This window comes from Albibacillus kandeliae (genome assembly GCF_003116585.1).
GTDB classification, from domain to species: Bacteria; Pseudomonadota; Alphaproteobacteria; order Rhodobacterales; family Rhodobacteraceae; genus Albibacillus; species Albibacillus kandeliae.
This window is the reverse complement of the sequence record NZ_QEHM01000001.1, coordinates 503,274-523,620: the sequence shown is the minus strand read 5'-3', so window position 1 is coordinate 523,620 and position 20,347 is coordinate 503,274. Positions and strand designations below refer to the sequence as shown.

The 20,347-nt window shown below is 63.0% G+C and carries 15 protein-coding genes; 5 read left to right on the top strand and 10 right to left on the bottom strand.

The features are described 5' to 3' along the window. Positions 1–43: 43 nt before the first annotated feature. The 6 genes from DDT93_RS02490 to DDT93_RS02465 all read right to left on the bottom strand — a co-directional run bounded on the left by DDT93_RS02490 (position 44) and on the right by DDT93_RS02465 (position 10,473). Positions 44–1,558 (bottom strand): calcium-binding protein, encoded by a 1,515-nt coding sequence (locus DDT93_RS02490; RefSeq protein WP_109464204.1) that lies wholly within the window; start codon positions 1,556–1,558, stop codon positions 44–46. A gap of 281 nt (positions 1,559–1,839) precedes the next feature. Next, positions 1,840–2,961 carry a peptide chain release factor 2 gene (gene prfB, locus DDT93_RS02485; protein WP_109464203.1) on the bottom strand — a complete coding sequence of 374 codons (1,122 nt, stop codon included), beginning with the start codon at positions 2,959–2,961 and terminating at the stop codon, positions 1,840–1,842. A 127-nt stretch (positions 2,962–3,088) separates the two neighbouring features. Beyond that, positions 3,089–5,125: a beta-propeller fold lactonase family protein gene (locus DDT93_RS02480; RefSeq protein ID WP_109464202.1), complete on the bottom strand. Its 2,037-nt coding sequence runs from the start codon at positions 5,123–5,125 to the stop codon at positions 3,089–3,091. Positions 5,126–5,380: 255 nt separating this feature from the next. After that, on the bottom strand, positions 5,381–7,933 hold the full coding sequence (locus DDT93_RS02475; protein ID WP_109464201.1) for a penicillin-binding protein 1A: 2,553 nt from the start codon (positions 7,931–7,933) through the stop codon (positions 5,381–5,383). Between the two features lie 82 nt (positions 7,934–8,015). Then, the gene (locus tag DDT93_RS02470) at positions 8,016–9,242 is read right to left on the bottom strand and encodes an N-acetylmuramoyl-L-alanine amidase (RefSeq protein ID WP_109464200.1); all 1,227 of its coding nucleotides are present in this window, start codon (positions 9,240–9,242) and stop codon (positions 8,016–8,018) included. Between the two features lie 88 nt (positions 9,243–9,330). Further along, the gene (locus DDT93_RS02465; protein WP_109464199.1) at positions 9,331–10,473 is read right to left on the bottom strand and encodes a pyridoxal phosphate-dependent aminotransferase; all 1,143 of its coding nucleotides are present in this window, start codon (positions 10,471–10,473) and stop codon (positions 9,331–9,333) included. A gap of 106 nt (positions 10,474–10,579) precedes the next feature. On the opposite strand from DDT93_RS02465, the gene DDT93_RS02460 reads away from it, so the two are divergent. Then, positions 10,580–11,329, top strand: coding sequence for a DsbA family protein (locus tag DDT93_RS02460; protein WP_109464198.1), 750 nt, complete (start codon positions 10,580–10,582; stop codon positions 11,327–11,329). A 77-nt stretch (positions 11,330–11,406) separates the two neighbouring features. Here DDT93_RS02460 and ispG read toward each other — a convergent pair whose 3' ends face one another. The 3 genes from ispG to hemA form a co-directional block, all read right to left on the bottom strand. Further along, positions 11,407–12,528 (bottom strand): flavodoxin-dependent (E)-4-hydroxy-3-methylbut-2-enyl-diphosphate synthase, encoded by a 1,122-nt coding sequence (gene ispG, locus DDT93_RS02455; protein WP_109464197.1) that lies wholly within the window; start codon positions 12,526–12,528, stop codon positions 11,407–11,409. Positions 12,529–12,617: 89 nt separating this feature from the next. Next, positions 12,618–13,895, bottom strand: coding sequence for a helix-turn-helix domain-containing protein (locus DDT93_RS02450; RefSeq protein ID WP_109464196.1), 1,278 nt, complete (start codon positions 13,893–13,895; stop codon positions 12,618–12,620). Positions 13,896–14,022: 127 nt separating this feature from the next. Next, entirely contained in the window at positions 14,023–15,246 is a 1,224-nt protein-coding gene (gene hemA / locus DDT93_RS02445; protein WP_109464195.1) for a 5-aminolevulinate synthase, read from the bottom strand. Positions 15,247–15,839: 593 nt separating this feature from the next. Between hemA and DDT93_RS02440 the strand changes: the two genes are divergently transcribed. The 4 genes from DDT93_RS02440 to DDT93_RS02430 all read left to right on the top strand — a co-directional run bounded on the left by DDT93_RS02440 (position 15,840) and on the right by DDT93_RS02430 (position 19,711). Continuing rightward, positions 15,840–17,213 carry a M20/M25/M40 family metallo-hydrolase gene (locus DDT93_RS02440; RefSeq protein ID WP_109464194.1) on the top strand — a complete coding sequence of 458 codons (1,374 nt, stop codon included), beginning with the start codon at positions 15,840–15,842 and terminating at the stop codon, positions 17,211–17,213. A 134-nt stretch (positions 17,214–17,347) separates the two neighbouring features. After that, a complete protein-coding gene (locus DDT93_RS26360; RefSeq protein ID WP_157960077.1) occupies positions 17,348–17,524 on the top strand; it encodes a hypothetical protein in 177 nt (58 codons plus the stop codon). A 221-nt stretch (positions 17,525–17,745) separates the two neighbouring features. Continuing rightward, positions 17,746–18,594: a 2OG-Fe(II) oxygenase gene (locus DDT93_RS02435; RefSeq protein ID WP_109464193.1), complete on the top strand. Its 849-nt coding sequence runs from the start codon at positions 17,746–17,748 to the stop codon at positions 18,592–18,594. Positions 18,595–18,622: 28 nt separating this feature from the next. Beyond that, a complete protein-coding gene (locus DDT93_RS02430; protein ID WP_269800938.1) occupies positions 18,623–19,711 on the top strand; it encodes an acyltransferase family protein in 1,089 nt (362 codons plus the stop codon). Positions 19,712–19,931: 220 nt separating this feature from the next. On the opposite strand, the gene DDT93_RS02425 is transcribed toward DDT93_RS02430, so the two are convergent. Further along, positions 19,932–20,279, bottom strand: a complete 348-nt coding sequence (locus DDT93_RS02425; RefSeq protein WP_232825377.1) for a c-type cytochrome — start codon at positions 20,277–20,279, stop codon at positions 19,932–19,934. Positions 20,280–20,347: the final 68 nt, after the last annotated feature.

Below are 20,347 nucleotides of genomic sequence, written 5' to 3'. Positions count from 1 at the left end.
GAACCTAGACCCATGACCCGGGAGTGAAAAGCCTCTCCGCGCTTCAGACGAAGTCGAAATCGGCCCGTGTCAGCGTGGTGTCACCCGCAGCCCCCTGCAGGATGATGGTGCCGCCGTCGTAGTCGATGACCCAATGCTTGCCTTCCTTGCTGATGTCGAGGGTCTTGAAGCCTCCGGCGTTGTCCTCGATCAGCAGCAGGTCGATCCCGTCCTGATAGTCCCGCACGGTATCGGTCCCGCCATTCGCCCCGAAGACAAAGACATCGCGCCCCGCGTTGCCGGCCAGGGTATCGTCCCCCTCCCCGCCGACCAGCGTGTCGTTGCCCTTGCGCCCGATCAGCTGGTTGCTGCTGCCGCTGCCGACAAGGATATCCGCCGCGTTGCTGCCCTTGAGGTTCTCGAAGCCGACGGCGCTGTAATAGCCCGACATGTCGCCCTCGGGCTTCTGGTAGGCGCCCGCCTCGCCCAGCGAAAAGACCACCCCGCTCTTCAGCTTGAGAAAGTCGAGCGTATCGGTCCCGCTCTCGCCCTGCAGGACGACCCCGTAGTCCGGGTCTGACCGATTCAGCTGGACGGTGTCATTGCCCGCCCCGGTGCGGATGAACCCGATGCCGCCCGTGCCCATGACCACCTTGTCGTTGCCGCCCGAGGTCGAGATGTGTTCGACATACTCGGTCCCCGTCTTCACGAGGTCCTTGCCATTACCCAGCATGACCGAGCCGCTGTAGCCGTTCAGCGTGATCCTCGTGCTCTGGTCGTCGGTGGCATCCGATCCCCTGTCGGTCGCGACAAAGGACGAGATGGACCCGTTGATCACCACGTTATGGCTGTGGGTCTGCCCCGTTTCCCGATCAATCGAGATAACCCCGGCCCCTCCGTTCAGCGTCAGGGTCAGGTCGGACTCATAGGCGTTGATGTGACTGATGTAGCTGTCCGAGGTCACCTCGTGCGACCCGTCACCCAGCTTGATGTTCCGCAGGCGGCTCTCTTCGCCGATGATGCTGATCGTCTTGTCGCCATCGTAGGCGCGCAGGAACTCCACCCGCGCATCGCCCCGGACGATGACGGTGTCGTCGCCCCCCTTGAGGTTCACCGCATCCACCGAGCCGCCATCCTGGACGATCAGCCGGTCCGCACCGTCCCCGGTCTTGATCGAACCCACCCCGCCGCTGTTGACGGTAATCCGTGAAACGTTGTCGCCGTTGTCGGTCCTGATGTTGGAGACATGGGCAACCCCCGTCTGGATGATGTTCAGATCGGCAGCGAGTATGATCGCCTTGATGCTGCTCTCCTGCTGGTCCCCCAGTTTGATCACGTGCTTGTCGCCTTCCCATCCGTAGATGAAATCGACACGGGTCGAGATCAGGCTCAGCTCCGAATTGTAACCAAGCAGCAGCGTCTCGATGCGCCGGTCTTCCCCCGCATCGAGATCCGAAATCGTCGTGACGTGATTGTCTCCCGCAATTCGGAAATACTTGATCCGCCAATCCGAACCCGTGAGGCCCGCAGTCGCCTCCAGCGTGTCGTCGCCCTCCAGGTAAACGCTGTAGATATCCATCGAAGTCGTATCCGGCGGCGTTCCGAACCATGGGATACTGGATTGCCCATCAAGCCGATCGACCGTGGTGGTCCCGTCAAATGTCACATCAAGAGTCACTTTCGCCATTGAATTGTCCCCCTAGAGCGAAAAGCCATTTGTTCAAACTCGGCAACAATACACGAAATCCATGCGTGCTTCGCCGCTAAAGTTAACGTTAGGTAAACAATTGCCCGAAAGCAGAAAGAACCGGTCCTTTCGGACCGGCCCTCTCGTCAATTCGGATAAATGGTCAGAAGGGTTTATTCGGCCCGCGCTTCGGCGCGGCTCTTGCCGGACACGTCCATCGCCAGCGTCGCCGCCATGAAGGCATCGAGGTCGCCGTCCAGCACGCCCTTGGTGTCCGAGGTCTCGTGCTCGGTGCGCAGGTCCTTCACCATCTGGTAGGGCTGCAGCACGTAGGATCGGATCTGGTTGCCCCAGCCGGCCGAGCCCTTGTTCTCGTGCGCCTCGTTGATGGCCGCATTCCGCTTGTCCAGTTCCATCTGGTACAGGCGCGATTTCAGGGCCTTCATCGCGATATCGCGGTTCTGGTGCTGCGACTTCTCGGACGAGGTCACCACGATGCCCGTGGGATGGTGGGTGATCCGCACGGCAGAGTCGGTGGTGTTCACGTGCTGACCGCCTGCGCCCGACGACCGGAAGGTGTCGATGCGGATATCGGCCGGATTTACCTCGATCTCGATGTTGTCGTCCACCACCGGGTAGACCCAGACCGAGGCAAAGGAGGTTTCGCGCGTGCCCTTGCCAAAGGGCGAGATCCGCACCAGCCGGTGCACGCCGCTTTCCGATTTCAGCCAGCCATAGGCGTTGTGACCCGAAATCTTGTAGGCGCAGGACTTGATCCCCGCCTCGGCCCCGGCTTCCTCGGACTGCAGTTCAACCTTGTAGCCGCGCTTTTCGGCCCAGCGGACATACATCCGCTGCAGCATCGCCGCCCAGTCGCAGGCCTCGGTGCCGCCCGCGCCCGCGTTGATTTCGAGGAAAGTATCGTTGGCATCCGCCTCGCCGTCGAGCAGGGCCTCGAGCTCCTTCTGCGCCGCCTTGTCGGCCAGCGCCTTCAGTGCGGTCTCGGCCTCGCCGACGACTTCCTCGTCCTCTTCCATCTCGCCCAGCTCGATCAGCTCGACATTGTCGTCCAGTTCCTGGCTCAGGCCGGTGTAGACATCCATCGAATCCACGAGCATCTGGCGCTCGCGCATCAGCTTCTGCGCCGCCGTCGGATCGTCCCACAGGTTCGGATCCTCGACCCGCGCGTTGAACTCTTCCAGCCGGTGCGGCGCGGTCTCCCAGTCCATCCGCTGGGCCAGGAGGTTCAGCGACTTCTTGATCTCGGCAACGATGTTCTGCGTCTCGGCGCGCATGGGGGACCTGCTCTGCTTTGTGTAGGTGCGGGTGATAAACCAGCACCCGGGGGCAGGCAAGCGCTCAAGGCTTTGCCCCCGGTCACATCTGGGCCAGAGCAACCGGGGGCGGCCAGTTCGAAAGACCTCAGAAGATGAAGTCGTCCGCGCTCAGTTCCGAGATCTTGACCCCGGTCAGTTCGACGGTGTTGCCTCCGCTGCCGATGATCGTGGTCCCCTTGTACTGGAACCAGTCATCCTTCACGTCGGCAAAGCTGTTGTAGTCCGAATGCCCCGAGAAATCGACGCGGTCGGCTCCGGCCACGAAGTCGGTGACCGTGTCGTTGCCCGAGCTGGCGTTGAAGACAAAGACGTCCTTCCCGGCGTTGCCGGTCAGATTGTCGTTGCCCGCACCGCCGTTCAGCCGGTCGTTGCCCGCGCCACCCTTGAGGGTGTCGCGGTCATCCCCGCCGGTCAGCGTATCGTTGCCGCCGCCGCCGCTCAGCGTATCGCGCCCTGCGCCGCCGCTGCCGGTGTCGTTGCCGCCGCCAAGGATGATCTTGTCGTTGCCCGCACCCCCGGTGGCGTCGTCGTGGCCCGCGCCGCCCAGCAGGCGGTCGTTGCCGTCACCGCCGTTCATGACGTCATTGCCGCCGCCACCCCGGATCACGTTGGCCGAAGCGTCGCCGGTCAGGGTGTCGTCAAAGCTGCTGCCGGTGATGTTCTCGATGGAGTCGAGAACGTCGCTCGCCGCGTCGCCGCCGCTCGACGCGCCGGACCCGAGGTTGACGTTCACCGCCTCGGCCGACTTGACGTAGGCAACCGTATCGACGCCATAACCGCCGATCAGGATATCGCGCCCCGCACCGCCTTCCAGCATGTCGTTGCCCGCGCCGCCGATCAGCACGTCCTCGCCCGCGTCGCCATAGAGCTTGTCGTTGCCCCGATGCCCCGAAATCACATCGTCACCGTCGCCGCCCTTCAGCATGTCGTTGCCGCCGCGGCCCAGAAGCTCGTCCTCGCCCTCCAGCCCGATGATCTGGTCGTTGTCCATCGTGCCCACAAGGGCGTCATCGGCGGAATCCACCTGCAGCACCGTCAGGCGGTTGCCGTCGGTGGCGGTGACGAGGATGTAGCGGTTGCCGCCCACCTCGACGTAGTGGATGTCGTTCGCCCCGTTCAGCAGTGTGCTGTCCGAGGTGGTGGTGACCGCCGTCATGGTGCCATCCGGGTCCACCGAATAGAGCGAAATGCTGTCGGAGTAGTTGGACGTGGCCGCCACGAAGTCGACCCCGTCGATCTCCACGATCTCGATCTTGCTGATCCGGTAGGCGCCGATTTCGGCCCCGGCATCGAACATGGCGAGAAAGGTCGGCACCCCGTCCGCGTCCAGCGAATAGACGTTCAACTCGCCATCGTAGTAATCCGAGACGATCATGATGTTCTTGCCGTTGAACTCGCCCGCGACGACACCGCCAAGGGTGCCGGCGTTGGCCACGGCCACACTGGTCACGTAGTCGAGCTTGCCCGTCGCCGAGATCTCGAAGACCGCGACACCGTCCTCACCGCTGGCGACCACGTAGACAAAGGTCTTCTTGCCGATGGAATGGATCGAAAGCGCCTCGGCGCCATCCAGAAGAAAGCTCGCGTTCGAGGCATCGGTGGCGGTATCGACCAGCGTCAGCTTGCCCGTGCCCGACACCTTGTAGATCGAGATCGCGTCCGAATAATACGCGCTCACCGCCACGTAGCTGCCGTTGGCGGTGCTGAACCCCTCCACGGTCGTCGCATAGTCGAGCAGATCGCCAGTGCCGTCCTGGATGGTGTCGGCCTTTGCCAGCAGGCCCTGGTTGATGCCGGTCTTGGTCACCTTGAGCGTGGTCAGCCCGTCTTCGCTCGCACTCGGCACCACGAGGAAGTAGTTGCTGCCGACCGTGACGATATCGAAGTAATACGGCTGCCCGAGGTAGGTCGCATTGTCGTCCACATAGGTACCGACCGGCGACAGGCTGCCATCGTCCTCGATCTTGAGGATCTGGATGCCGTAGTCGTTGCGGGACGTGACATAGACGTAAGTCGTGTTCCCCAGAACCAGTGTCTTGACCGCGGTCGCGCCGCTCAGTTCCGGAGTTGTTTCGTGATCCACAACGGAATCGACGATGGAAAGATCTCCAACGATATTCATTTTAGCCCCCGACAGGAAAAATTGGCCGGGAAGGATCAAGTCATGAAAATTACAACAAATACCTTCCCGAAATACACAGAGGTTGCGTTCCAAAATGGAAACAGCAGCCACGGAAAAAGGACATAGCCGCCCTAGGATGAGGAAATATGACAGCCGTTACACAGTCAACCGGATTTCTGGCGCGGCCCCTGCCAAAAACAACGGCCGCCCTCCGGTAAGAGGGCGGCCGGTAATCTCAGGCGATTTGCGCGTCGCTCAGTACAATCCGCCCGAGCTGACCGTGCCGAAGTCGGCCTTGGGCCCGACGATCACGCTCTCCCCGGTCGAGGTGGTCACCTGCCGACCGGACTCGCGCACCTCGTCCATCAGCGGCAGGTTCGAACCCATCGCGAAACCACCGTCGTAAGCCAGACCAAAGATCGGCTCCCAGCCATCGCGGAAGTACTCGGCCTGCACATAGGGCCCCGAGGCGTCATCCGGCAGGCGCGAGCCGGTGTAGCGGTCGATCTTGATGAAGTGACCGCCCGGCGGCACGTTGAACGGCCCACCGCCGTACTTCTTGACCGCCTCCGTCATGAACTCCTGGAACACCGGGCCGCAGAGCGACGAACCATAAGCGCCGTGGCCCAGCGGGCGCGGACGGTCGAAGCCGATGTAGCAGCCCGCCACGATGTTCGAGGTGAAGCCGATGAACCAGACGTCGCGGGCGTCGTTGGTCGTCCCGGTCTTGCCGGCGGTCGGCACCGGCAGGTTGACCACGCCCGAGGCCGTGCCTCGCTCCACAACGCCCTTCATCATCGAGGTCAGTTGGTAAGCAGTGATCGCGTCCATCACCCGGTTCCGGTTCGACACGATGCGCGGCGCCTCGCCCTGCGGCAGGCCAAGCTGGTCGCAGTCGGTGCAGGTGCGCTTGTCGTGACGATAGATGGTCCGCCCGTAGCGGTCCTGGATCCGGTCGACCAGCGTCGGTTCCACCCGCTCGCCGCCGTTGGCGAACATCGCATAGGCCGCCACCATCTTGTAGAGCGTGGTCTCTTCCGACCCCAGCGAGTTCGCAAGGAAGGTGCCCATGTGGTCATAGACCCCGAACCGCTCGGCATAGCCCGCAACCACGTCCATCCCGACCTCCTGCGCAAGGCGGATGGTCATCAGGTTCCGCGACTGCTCGATCCCGGTCCGCAGCGGTGTCGGGCCGTAATACTTGTTCGAGGAGTTGCGCGGCCGCCAGAGGCCCGAGGGCGTGTTGATCTCGATCGGCGCGTCGACCACGATGGTTGCCGGGCTGTACCCGCTGTCAAGCGCGGCGGCATAGACGAAGGGCTTGAACGACGAACCCGGCTGCCGCTGTGCCTGCGTCGCGCGGTTGAACACCGAGTCCTGGTAGGAGAAGCCGCCCTGCATCGCGATCACCCGGCCGGTGTTCACGTCCATCGCCATGAACCCGCCCTGCACCTCGCTCGGCTGGCGCAGCGACCAGCGCACGAAGGTACCGTCGGCGTCCTTGGTGATGGCACGCACCAGCACCACGTCGCCCACGTCCAGCAGGTCGCCCGCCGTGGTGGCCTTCTTCGACAGGGTGCCGTCTGCCTGGCGCTTGCGCGCCCAGGTGACGTCCTCGGCCCGGATCCAGTGACCCTCGGCCGTTTCCTCGACGCCTTCGATCCCGATGCGCGCATCGCTGTTGCCGACCTTCAGCACCACCGCCGGACGCCAGCGCCCGTCGAGGTCGATATCACGGGGCACCTCGGTCTCGGCCAGCGCCGCGCGCCATGTGCTCTCGTCCGTCAGCTTCTCGGCCGGCAGCGTGGTGTAGGTCCCGTGCCAGATGCCCCGGCCACGGTCGTACTTCTCGAGCGCCCGCTGCAGCGCGTGCTCGCCGATGACCTGCATTTCCTCGTCGATGGTCGCACGCACGGTGAAACCGCCGGTAAAGAACTCGCCCTCGCCGAAATCCTGGCTCAGCTGGCGGCGGATCTCGTCGGTGAAGTAGTTGCGCGGCGGAACCGCCGTCCGGAAGCTCTCGAAGTCGCCGTTCTGCACCGAGCGGATGGGCTCCGCCACCTCGTGCTCATAGACCTCGTCCGTGATGTAGCCGTTTTCCTTCATCTCCCGCAGCACATAGTCGCGGCGCTGTTTCAGCCGCTCCTTGTTGCGCACCGGGTGAAAGTCCGACGGCGCCTTGGGCATCGAGGCCAGCATCGCCGCCTCGCTCGGTTCCAGCTCCGACAGGGTCTTGTTGAAATAGGTCTGCGCCGCCGCCGCCACCCCGTAGGAGTTCTGACCGAGGAAGATCTCGTTCAGGTACAATTCGAGGATCTGGTCCTTGGACAGCGATTCCTCGAGCCGCGAGGCGAGGATGATTTCCTTGATCTTGCGCTCGGCCTTGCGGTCGCCCGAAAGCAGGAAGTTCTTCATGACCTGCTGGGTGATGGTCGAGGCCCCGCGCACGTCCTGCCCGCGCGTCCGCACGGCGTCAAAGACAGCGGCCGCGATCCCGCGAAGGTCATAGCCGTGGTGAACGTAGAAGTTCTTGTCCTCGGCCGAGATGAACGCTTCCTTCACCAGATCGGGGATCTCGTCCGCCGGGGTGAACAGCCGCCGTTCCTTGGCGAATTCGTCGATCAGCTGACCCTTGCCCGAATAAATCCGGCTGATCGTCGGGGGCTTGTACTGCGCCAGCGACTCGTGGCTCGGCAGGTCGCGCGCATACATCCAGATCACACCGCCCACGGTCAGGGCTGCCATGGCGATGCCAAGGGTGACGAATGTGAAAATCGCACCGAAGAAAGAAAATATGAACCTGATCACGAGACTGCCCTTGTTAGCGGTAGGCACAATATAAAGAGGGGCCCGGACCGGGTCAAAACACGAACGGCTGAAAGGCGCGCATTCATTGACGGACGAGCGGACGCTGCGCCGCATCTCCCTGTGTCCAGGCGGCGAGCCCGTTGCGGATACCACGGGCCATGGTCGCGCGCCACTCGGGATTTTGCAGGTTGCTCAGGTCGCGCGGGCTCGACAGGAACCCGATCTCGATCAGCACCGAGGGAATGTCGGCCGCCTTGAGCACCGAGAAGGCCGCCGAGCGCAGCGGCCTGCGGTTCATCGGCCCCCCGGTCTGCGCCATGCCGTCGACCAGCGCCTCGGCCAGCGCGCGGGTGCGCGGCGCCGTCTCCTGCCGCGCAAGGTCCATCAGCACCCCCGTCACCTCGTCATCGGTCTCGCTCAGGTCCATGCCCGCCAGCAGGTCGGCCCGGTCATGGCGCTCGGCCATCTTGGCGCTGGCCTCGTCAGAGGCGTCGCGCGAGAGCATATGCACCGTCGCCCCATGCGCCGCCCCCTCGGCCAGCGAATCCGCGTGCAGCGAGATGAAGACGTCGGCGCCCGCCTGATGCGCGATCGAGACCCGCCGCTCGAGCGAGACAAAGCTGTCGTCCTCCCGCGTCAGCACCACCTTGAAACCGCCGGTGCGCAGCAGCACTTCGCGCAGCTCCCGCGCAAAGGTCAGCATCAGGTCCTTCTCGTCGACCACGTCGGTCTCGGCCCCCGGATCGACCCCGCCATGCCCCGGGTCCAGCACCACCACCAGCGGATCGTCGGGCCCACGCCGCGGCGCGGCCTCGACCACCGCCGGCGCGGGCAAATCCCAGCGCGGATCGTGCGGCGCGCCGGAGCGTTCGGCGAATACCTTCTTCGAGACCGGCTTCAACCGAATGGCAAGGTGCGCGTTGCGCGTCGCCTCCTCGACCTTCAGCGCTGCGGTCTCGATCCCCATCGGCCCGCCAAGTTCGGCGACCAGGCGCGACCAGCCGGGAACGTAGGTGCCGAACTGCACGCCCTTGATCCGGTCGGTCTTGAGCAGATCGGCCGCCTGTACCCCGCTCCAGTCCACCTCGCGGAAATCCACCACCAGCCGCGGCGGCGAGTCGAGCATGAACAGGCGCCAGGGCACCCCGAAATCAAGGTAGAGGTCCAGCGCAACGCCGTCCGACCCGGCAGCGGAAATCCCGCTGCGCGCGGAATCGACCCGCGTGAGCGCCGAGAAATCCTCGGCCCCCGCCCCCTTGGTACACGCGATCGTCAACAGGATCGTCAGCGCCGCGATCAGCCTGCTCATTATGGAAATGCCCCGATAGTGCCTGCCGGGCCCGTGGTTCGGCCCTTTGCCCGCCACCCTATCGCAGCGGGCCCCGAGATGGAACGCCTCAGCGCGCCTTCATGAAGTCCGCAAGACGCTCCAGCCCCTCGCGGATATCCGCGCTCGACCGGGCGTAGGAGAACCGCAGCGTCGTTGCCCCGCGCACGGGATCGAAATCCAGCCCCGGGGTCACCGCGACCCCGGCCTTCTCCAGGATCTCGGCGGCAAAAGCGCGGCTGTCGTCGGTGTGCTCCGAGACATCGGCATAGACGTAGAACGCCCCGTCCGGCGGCGCAAAGGAGGTGAACCCGGCCTTGGGCAACCCCTCGATCATCAGCCTGCGGTTCTCGCGGTAGACCGCAAGGTTGGCCTCCAACTCCTCGGTGCAGTCCATCGCCGCCAGCGCCGCCACCTGGCTTGCATGGGGCGCACAGATGAACAGGTTCTGGGCGATCCGCTCCAGCACCCGGACGTGATCCTCCGGCACGACCATCCAGCCCACCCGCCAGCCGGTCATCGAGAAGTACTTGGAAAAGGAATTGATCACGTAGGCCTCGTCCGTCAGCTCCAGCGCGGTCACCGCCTTCGCCTCGTACTCCAGCCCGTGATAGATCTCGTCCGAGATAAAGCTCGCGCCTTGCGCATCCGCGGCCTCGATCAGCCCACCCATCGCCGCCCGGTCCAGCATGGTCCCCGTCGGGTTCGCGGGCGAGGCCACCAGAAGCCCCTTCAGGTTCTTGCCGATCAGGTCCGCCGCGACCGGCTGAAGCCGGTTCTCGGGCGACGACTGGATATCGACCGGAACAAGGTCCAGCGCGCTCAGGATCTGCCGGTACGAGGGATAGCCCGGCGCGCCGATGCCCACCCGGTCGCCGGTGTCGAAAAGCGCGGTAAAGGCCAGCAGGAAACCGCCGGACGAGCCGGGCGTGATCACCACCCGCTCGGGGTTCAGATCGACCCCGTACCATTCACCGTAGAGCCGCGCGATCCGGCGCCGCAGCGCGGGCAGACCCAGCGCGACGGTGTACCCCAGCGCATCGTTGTCCAGCGCGGCCGTCAGCGCCTTGGTGGCCCCCTTGGGCGCTCCGGTGCCCGGCTGGCCGACCTCCATGTGGATGATGTGGCGCCCGGTCTCCTCGGCTCGGCGGGCGGCCTCCATCACGTCCATCACAATGAAGGGATCGACATTGGACCGGGTTGAGTTTCGCATCTTCGTCTCCCATTGTGCGCTGAACCCGTGTTTGATCGCGGTCGCCCCGCAAGGTCAATGGCGGCATCGCTCAACATCCCGAGACCAAAGAACAAAGGTATTGCCGATGCTTCGCCCTGCCCTGATCTCCGCCGTCACGGCGCTGACCTTCGCAGCCACACCCCTCCTCGCCTTCGACCCCGCCGCGATGAGCGATTCCGAACGCGAGGCGTTCCGGGCCGAGGTGCGCGCCTACCTGCTCGACAATCCCGAAGTGATCATGGAAGCCGTCGCCCTGATGCAGCAGAAACAGGCCGACGCGCAGGATCAGGCCGATCTGGAGCTGGTCCAGATCCATGCCGACGCGCTGTTCGATGACGGCTATTCGTGGGTCGGCGGCAACCCCGACGGCGACATTACCCTCGTCGAGTTCATGGACTACCGCTGCGGCTATTGCCGCAAGGCCGTTCCCGAGGTGGCGAGCCTGCTCGAGTCCGACGGCAACATCCGCCTGATCGTCAAGGAGTTCCCGATCCTCGGCGAGGCCTCCGTCGCCGCCTCGCGCTTTGCCATCGCGACCAAGCAGATCGCGGGCGACGAGGCCTATGCCCAGGTGCACGACGCCCTGCTCGCCTTCAACGGCGAGGTCAGCGACGTGGCCCTGCGCCGTCTGGGCGAGGGTCTGGGGCTCGAAACCGACGAAATCATCGACCACATGAACAGCGACGAGGTGACCGAGGTCATCGCGAAGAACCACCAGCTCGCCAAGGCGCTGGAAATCTCCGGCACCCCGACCTTCGTGCTGCAGGACGAACTGCTCCGCGGCTTCCTGCCCGCCAACCAGATGGCGCAGATCATCGCCGAAAAGCGTAGCTGAGACAGCAAAAGGCCCTCATCTTTCGGATGAGGGCCTATCTTCAGATCACTGAAATCACTTGAGATTTTTCGCGTGGATCATTCCGCCGCGCTCGGCAGGCTTTCCAGTTCGGCCGCCTTCTTCTCGACCTCTTCGACGATGTGGTCGACCATCTGCTCGTTGCTCATCTTGTGGCTGGCCTTGCCTGCAAGGTAGACCATCCCGGCCCCCGCACCGCCACCGGTAAAGCCCACATCGGTCATCAGCGCCTCGCCCGGGCCGTTCACCACGCAGCCGATGATCGACAGGCTCATCGGTGTCTTGATGTGCTCCAGCCGCTTCTCGAGGATCTCGACCGTCCGGATCACGTCGAACCCCTGCCGCGCGCAGGACGGGCAGGAGATGATGTTGACCCCGCGATGGCGCAGTCCCAGCGACTTGAGGATCTCGAAACCCACCTTCACCTCTTCGACCGGATCGGCCGACAGGCTCACGCGGATGGTGTCCCCGATCCCCATCCACAGCAGGTTGCCCAGCCCGATGGCGGATTTGATGGTGCCCGACACCAGACCGCCCGCCTCGGTGATGCCAAGGTGCAGCGGCGCGTCCGTCGCCTCGGCCAGTTGCTGGTAGGCCGCCGCCGAGAGGAAGACATCCGAGGCCTTCACGCTGATCTTGAACTCGTGAAAATCGTGGTCCTGCAGGATCTTGATGTGTTCCAGCCCGCTCTCGACCATCGCGTCCGGGCAAGGCTCGCCATACTTCTCCAGCAGGTGCTTTTCGAGGCTCCCCGCGTTCACCCCGATCCGGATCGAACAGTTGTGGTCGCGCGCCGCCCGGATCACCTCGGCCACGCGGGTCCGGTCGCCGATGTTGCCAGGGTTGATCCGCAGACAGGCGGCGCCCGCCTCGGCAGCCTCGATCCCGCGTTTGTAGTGGAAATGGATGTCGGCAACGATCGGCACGGGGCTCTCGCGCACGATCTCCTTCAGCGCCTTGGACGAGGCCTGATCCGGCACCGAGATGCGGACGATATCCGCCCCCGCCTCTGCCGCCGCCTGCACCTGGGCGATGGTGCCCGGCACGTCGGTCGTCAGCGTGTTGGTCATGGTCTGCACCGCGATCGGCGCATCGCCCCCGACCGGCACATTGCCAACCATGATCTGACGGGATTTACGGCGATAGATGTTGCGCCACGGGCGCACGTGGTTCAGCGACATGAGCTGTCCTTTGGACACGGGGCGGGGCCGAGCCCCGGATTTGCCGCCAAGATAGTCCCGGCGGCGCCGGGCCGCAATGCACGCGGGGCTTATTCCGAAGGTTGACGGACGGTCAGCCCCTGCGCCTCGGCATAGCGGACAAGACCCTCGTCCTGGCTGATGTCGACCGGCTGGTATTTCTCTTCCAGCGTCGCCACCGACAGCGCGAGGTTCGAGGTCACTGCCCCCGTCTCGCCCACGGGCCCGTAGAAATGGTTGTTCATGGCGAAGTAGATCGCGCCGCTCTCACCGGTCCGCAGCGTCGGCGGCTCTTCGGTCATCGGCGTTTCCCAGGTCTCGCCCGGCTGCATGGTCTTCTCGAAGATCACCGTGCCATCGGCAGCGCGCACGCGGACCCACGACAGCCGCACGGCAACGATCTGCAGGGCCGAGCCCGGCATCTCCACCACCTGCGGCATCTGCTCGCCCGCCCCCTGCGGCTGGATCGAGCCATCCTGCGTGACCAGCCCCGCCAGCAGCGAGTTCACCTCACCCGCGATGTTGTCCTGCACATCGGGCAGCGTCGGCTGCGCGAAGGAGCCAACCAGACGCGGGTCCAGGGTCGAGATCGGCGCATCGCGCGCGACCAGAACCGGCACATCCAGCGCCTGCGGGCGGTAAAGACGATCCAGCGCCTCGACACTGGGGCCGGTGGCATTCGCCTCGGCGGTCGAGGAGTCGACGGTCGACTCGGTCGCGCTGCGGGTCGCCCCGGCCAGCGGATCGAGATCGGAGAGAACGACGGGTGCCTGTTCCACCGGAGCAAACTGCACCTGCTGCACTTCGCGCAGCACGGACAGAGCGCCATAGCCAATGCCGCCGATCAGGGCGAGCAGGACCAGCGTGGACCCCACCGCGCGCGGCTCGATCCGGCTGAAGATGCTGTCGGTGCCCGGCACGAAGGGCGTGTTCGGCATGGTGAACGGGTCGCGGTCCTGCGCCGGGCGCTTGGCCTTCTCCTCGAAGGTCGCGCGCTTGGTCACGCCGGAGGCTGCGGCAGACATGCCGTGCGCGACGGAAAAGCCGCTTTCCTCGCAGAAGACGCTGAACGCCTCGTCCGGGTCCATGCCAAGGTAGCGCGCATAGGAACGCACGTAACCCGCGATGAAACCCGGGGTGTCGAATGCCGAAGGATCGGAATTCTCGATGGCGGCGATGTAGGAGGCCTTGATGCGCAATTCGCGCTGAACGTCGAGAAGGGACTTGCCCATCGTCGCACGCTCGCCACGCATTGTATCCCCGAGGCGGAGTTCAAAATCGTCAAAGCCTTTCGGCTTCACGAATGCATTATCATCCGTCGATGTGCGCGAGGATTTGCGCCCGATCATAACTGCCGCCCCGTCTCGCCTGCAATGTCCCAGTCGCAGCGTATTGGAATCGTCCCGATGATTCGTCTACGCTTTTCGTTGGGATGACGTTACCATACTACCTAGGGGTTGCACAGCTTGGCAGAAATCAGCCGGCAAGTTCGCTCCTGTTGAGCGCACAATGCGACCACAATGCATCCATTGCCTGCACCAGCCTGTCGATCTCTTTCGGCCCATGCACCGGCGAGGGCGTAAAGCGCAGCCGCTCGGTTCCGCGCGGAACGGTGGGGAAGTTGATCGGCTGAACGTAGATGCCCCAGTCCTTCAGCAGCATGTCCGACAGCATCTTGGTGTGAACCGGGTTGCCGACGATGACCGGCACGATATGCGAACCGTGGTCGATGATCGGCAGCCCCATGCCCTTGAGCCTCAGCTTGAGGATCTTGGCCTGGGTCTGGTGCTTCTCGCGCAGCTCGGTCGCGCCCTTGAGGTAGGCGACCGAGGCCGCGGCACCCGCGGCAACCGCCGGCGGCAGCGAGGTGGTGAAGATGAAGCCCGGCGCATAGGACCGGATCGCGTCGCACATGCGGTCAGACGCCGCGATGTAGCCGCCGAAGACGCCAAAGGCCTTGCCCAGCGTCCCGTTGATGATGTCGATGCGGTGCGCCAGACGGTCCCGCTCGGAGACGCCGCCGCCGCGCGGGCCGTACATGCCCACCGCGTGCACCTCGTCGAGGTAGGTCAGCGCGCCGAATTCGTCGGCCAGGTCACAGATTTCGCCGATCGGGCCAAAGTCGCCGTCCATCGAATAGACCGACTCGAAGGCGATCAGCTTGGGCGCCTCCGGATCGTCGGCCTCCAGCAGTTCGCGCAGGTGCGCCAGATCGTTGTGCCGGAAGATCCGCTTGTGCCCGCCGTTGCGCTTGATCCCCTCGATCATCGAGGCGTGGTTCAGCTCGTCGGAATAGATGATCAGCCCCGGGAACAGCTTGGGCAGGGTCGAAAGCGTGGCGTCGTTGGCGATATAGGCCGACGAGAACAGCAGCGCCGCTTCCTTGCCGTGCAGGTCGGCGAGTTCCGCCTCCAGCCGCTTGTGATAGACCGTGGTGCCCGAGATGTTGCGGGTGCCGCCAGACCCGGCGCCGGCCGCGTCGATGGCTTCGTGCATCGCTTCCAGAACGACGGGGTTCTGCCCCATGCCCAGGTAGTCGTTCCCGCACCAGACCGTGATCTCGCTCTCGCCGCCATCGGGATGCGTCCAGACCGCATGCGGAAAATGCCCCTTGCGGCGTTCGATGTCGATGAAGGTCCGGTAACGGCCTTCTTCATGCAGGCGCGCGATCGCGTCATCGAGTTTCGCGGTGTAGTCCACCGGGGTCCTCCTTATACTGGGTGCCGATCACGGCATTCTGTGACACAGCGGGACCGCATTCACGGTTTTGAATAATTATAAGTTCTGCGTCCTGCATTCAACCGAATACGCGCGGGCGACATGTCGCAGCCTTGATCTCGATCAAGCCAGAACCCGATGATGAAGCGAAGTCTGGAATACCCGACTTTACGTAAAGCCGCCACGGGTCCAGTCTGTGATCGTTAAGTGAAGTAAGAGTAACAGGAACAGTATCCGTCATTCAACGGTAACCCGGTAACTGTTTGTTTTCAGAGGGTTGCCTGCGTCCATTCTTATTGGAGTCCGTGACTGGCACGGACCTGTACCCGGCTCTCCGCGGGCGGGAACAGGCAGGCATGTCGCCGGCGATGGCAGCCACGTACCTCCCCGTCGAGGCAGGCCGTCGCCGGCACCCGATTACCTTCAATGCTTGGTATTTTCCGTCCCGTCATACCGGCCATGCCCGGGGCGACCGGGCTTGCGCCCTCCGCACCCCTGCCTTCCGCCCTCCCCACTGGACACTGCCCGCCCGGCTGATACGGTTCGCGCCGAACCTCAATACCGGAGCCCAGCCCATGTCACTCGACGACGTCCTTTCCCGAATCGATGCGGATCTTCCCGCGGCCACCGACCGCCTGCTCGAGCTGCTCCGGATCCCGTCGATCTCGACCGATCCCGCCTACAAGGAACACTGCGACGCCGCCGCCGACTGGCTGGTGGCCGACCTGAACAGCCTCGGGATCAAGACCGAGAAGCGCCCCACCCCCGGCCACCCGATGGTGGTGGGCCATCTCGACGGCGAGGGCCCGCACCTGCTGTTCTACGGGCACTACGACGTGCAGCCGGTCGATCCGCTCGACCTCTGGGAGCGCGACCCCTTCGACCCCGAGATCCAGGACACCCCCAAGGGCAAGGTGATCCGCGCGCGCGGCGCGGCGGATGACAAGGGCCAGCTGATGACCTTCATCGAGGCCTGCCGCGCCTGGAAAGAGGTGAACGGCGCCCTGCCCTGCAAACTGACCTTCTTCCTCGAGGGCGAGGAAGAGTCGGGCTCGCCCTCGCTGGTGCCCTTCATGGAAGAGAACAAGGACGAGCTGAAATCCGACATCGCGCTGATCTGCGACACCGGCCTCTTCGACAGCCGCGTGCCCGCGATCACCACCATGCTGCGCGGCCTGCTGGGCGAAGAACTCACCATCACCGCGCCCTCCCGCGACCTGCATTCCGGCATGTACGGCGGCGTCGCCATGAACCCGATCCGCGTGCTCTCCCGGATCATCGCCAGCCTGCATGACGACACCGGCCGCATCACCGTGCCGGGCTTCTACGACGGCGTCCCCGAGATCCCGGACGAGCTGCGCCAGCAATGGCAGGGTCTGGCCTTCGACCACGGGCGCTTCCTTGGCGATGTGGGCCTCAGCACGCCCGCCGGCGAACAGGACCGCACCCCGCTCGAAATGATCTGGTCGCGCCCCACCTGCGAGGTGAACGGCATCTGGGGCGGCTACACCGGCGCCGGCTTCAAGACCGTGCTGCCCTCCGAGGCACACGCCAAGATCAGCTTCCGACTGGTCGGCGACCAGGACCCGCTGGCGATCCGCGAGAGCTTCCGCAAGATGGTGCGCGAGATGCTGCCCCCCGATGTCGAGGTCGAGTTCAAGGGCCACGGCGCATCCCGCGCGGGCGCCTTCGACGTCTCCGACCCCGCCTTCGAAGCGGCCCGACAGGCCCTCAGCGACGAATGGCCCGATCCGGCCGCCTACATCGGCTGCGGCGGCTCGATCCCGATCGCCGGACACTTTGCCCGCATCATCGGCTCGACCCCCATGCTGATCGGCTTTGGCAAGGACGACGACCAGATCCATTCGCCGAACGAAAAGTACGACATGGAAAGCTTCCACAAGGGCATCCGCAGCTGGGCCCGAGTCCTCGCCGCGCTGACCCGGTAAACCGACACCCGGAACGGAAAGGGGCGCCACGGCGCCCCTTTTCAGTTCAGCGGTGTGACAGGCCCATTGGGGGCGGGCGGCGCCAACGCTGCATCCGCGAGCCAGATGGACGGTTCGAGACCGAGGCGCCAGCGATGGCCCACAATCTCGGCGTCTTCCTGCAAGGCACAAACCTTCCCGAGGAGATGGCCGACTGGTCTGCCCAATGGGGCGCCGACACGCCCAAGAACCGGATCATCCCGGCCGACGAGGCCATAAATCATGCTCGGTTCGTGCGTGAGATACCAAATTACGGCACAGCGGGCCCATGAAGCTTGATCAGTGCGCAGGGTGCGCCGCAACATGGAGCGGTCAGCGTTCTACTTGGGAACTGTCGGCTGGCGCGGCTAACAGCTTGATAACTCGTGCGGAGATTGAACGTGACAAAAACGACCCTTATCGCCCGAAGCTGAGGCCTGACTCCCCAAAATAGTTGTAGTCTGAACGACCTTATGCTCGAACGACGCAGTAACCTCTAATCACCAGTGTTCCAATGTCTTCAGAAAAACCCGCCTATCCGGTCGATCCCAAAACACTCTACTTGCCGCCCAAGGAAGCCGCTGAGGTCGGTAAGACCTATGCTGAGCAGTATCAGTCCGGCAAGCCATTCCACTATATTGGCATCGATGACTTCCTTCCATTGGAGATCACCGAGAAGGTTTACCAGGAAGCTTTGGCCACCGATCAAGAGCCGCCAGAGCACAGCTCTGCACAAGAGCACCTCAAGGCATCCTACAACCCTGATATCTTGCCTGATTACACGCGGCTTGTCTTTAACGCCCTCAACTCGCAATCGTTCATCCGTTTTCTGGAAGAAATGACCGGCATCACCGGATTGATTCCCGATCCCTATTTCAAAGGCGGCGGCATACACCGTACCAACAATGGTGGTTACCTGGGGATACACGCCGACTTTAACCAACACAAACAGATGAACCTGGAGAGACGGCTCAACGTTCTCATCTATCTCAACCCAGACTGGAAAGCCGAGTATGGCGGTTCTTTTGAGGTCTGGACCGATGACATGAAGGAACGGATTGCAAGTTATGCTCCGATCATGAATCGGATGTGCTGCTTCAGCACCTCATCAACAAGCATGCACGGCAATCCGGAGCCCGTTAACCATCCAGATGGAAAACCGCGAATTTCCATTGCGCTTTATTACTACACTGCCACGTGGACAGATAGTCACGTGGCCCATAGCACCTTGTTCCGGCCACGCCCCGGTACGCAAGATCAACGTACGACCAAGCAGGATCGAATCCGGGTTATGCGGAAATATACGCCACCAGTCCTGCATGCCTTTGGAGAAAAGGTAATGTATAAACTTCGATTGCTGTAGGCTCCGTGATATTGCTCGCTCTATCACTGTGAATCTTCAATCCCATCGATACTTCTGGGTCGATGCCCTTCGTGGCATTGCAGCATTATGCATCGTGGTCTTTCACTACCATCACTTCTATCTCGAAGATGCATTTGGTAGAGACGCCATTCCGCCCATAACGGAATTTCCCTATGCAAGCGTAGTTTGGCCTCTTTATTCGTCGTTTGCGGCAAGCGCCGTCGAAATGTTCTGGCTGATATCTGGGTTCGTATTCGCACATGTGTATCTACACCGCCCAACTTCAGCGTGGCAATTTTCTGTAGCCCGCTTCGCTCGGCTGTATCCTCTGCATTTTGCAACACTGCTTTACGTCGCATTCCTTCAATTGGTTAGCTTGAATCTAGTTGGCCACTGGCAAATCTATGCGAACAACGACATCAAACATTTCATCCTGCAACTGTTCATGTCGTCAAACTGGAACACTTGGTCTCACGGCTTGAGCTTCAACGGTCCGATTTGGTCAGTCTCATTGGAGATCGTCGTTTACGCCATTTTCTTCTGTTCACTTTATTTCCTACGGCGCCGGCCAATAGCATCAACAATAGCGCTTCTTTCTGCCTCTTGGACTATTTTTTACCTTTATTCGAGCGATCTTCCTTTCCTGAAGAGCGGAGTATTCAGGTGTGCTGGATACTTCTTCCTGGGATCACTGGTCTATTTGCTCCAACCAGATCGCAACAACCATAGACTTGCAATAATTCTTCTCTCAGGATCCATACTGGTCATTCTGGGAATACACTTTGAGATTGAGGATTTCTACATATCTGGTTTCGCTCTCGCAGCAGTGTCGCTCGCCGCAAGGCTAGATAAGATTTTTCCAGTCTCTGGGTTTCGCTTGAGTGCCCTCGGAGACATTAGTTACAGCGTTTACCTCATCCATGTACCTATTCAAATGACAGCCTTGGTTCTTGCAGACCTTCTTTTTGATGGGACTCGTGAGTTCGCAGATAGCTATCTCACTTTGCCGATCTACCTTTGCATTTCTGTGGTCTTGGCATCATACGCACACAGAAAATTTGAACGCCCGGTTGGGGCGTTCATTAGGCAAAAATTGAGTCACCCCCGCCCGAACTGAACAGCACCGCGTATTACGATCCAATAGAGCACAACCGAGCACTCCGTGGGGCAGGGTTTGGGTCCATACTCCCCTGTCCTGGATTGGGGTCACTGTGCGCCATGCCGGCCACGGGATCATGGCGTCACAAATCGGCGTGCGCCGCATCCTCCTGGTCGCGGGCAACTGCTTCCCCTGCAACAGGGTCGCCTCCCCCCAAACGCCCTCTCTCCTCCCGCACCTACTCGATCCCGTTGGCGCGCTGCACCTCGCGGATATAGGCGATGATCATCTGCACGTCGCCACGGGTCAGCCCGCTGACCGGGGGCATGTCCCCGAAATCCCAGTGGTGCTGCTGCACACCCATCGCCACCGCGCGCTGGATGGCCTCGTCGGCATGGTGGTTCGGCTCGTAGAACCGGTGGATCAGCGGCGGCGCCAACCCGTCCTGCCCCGCCGCCGAAGCACCGTGGCAGACCGCGCATTTCGCCTCGAACATGGTCCGCCCGATCTCTGCATTCGCGCTGAGGCTCTCGGGGAGCTGCACGTCGACCATGCCATCCCCCTGCGCCCAAAGCGCATCCTGCATCCCCGACAGGGCGACGAGGGCAAAGGCCCCTGCAGCCGCAATGATCAAACCCGTCCTGTTTCGCATAT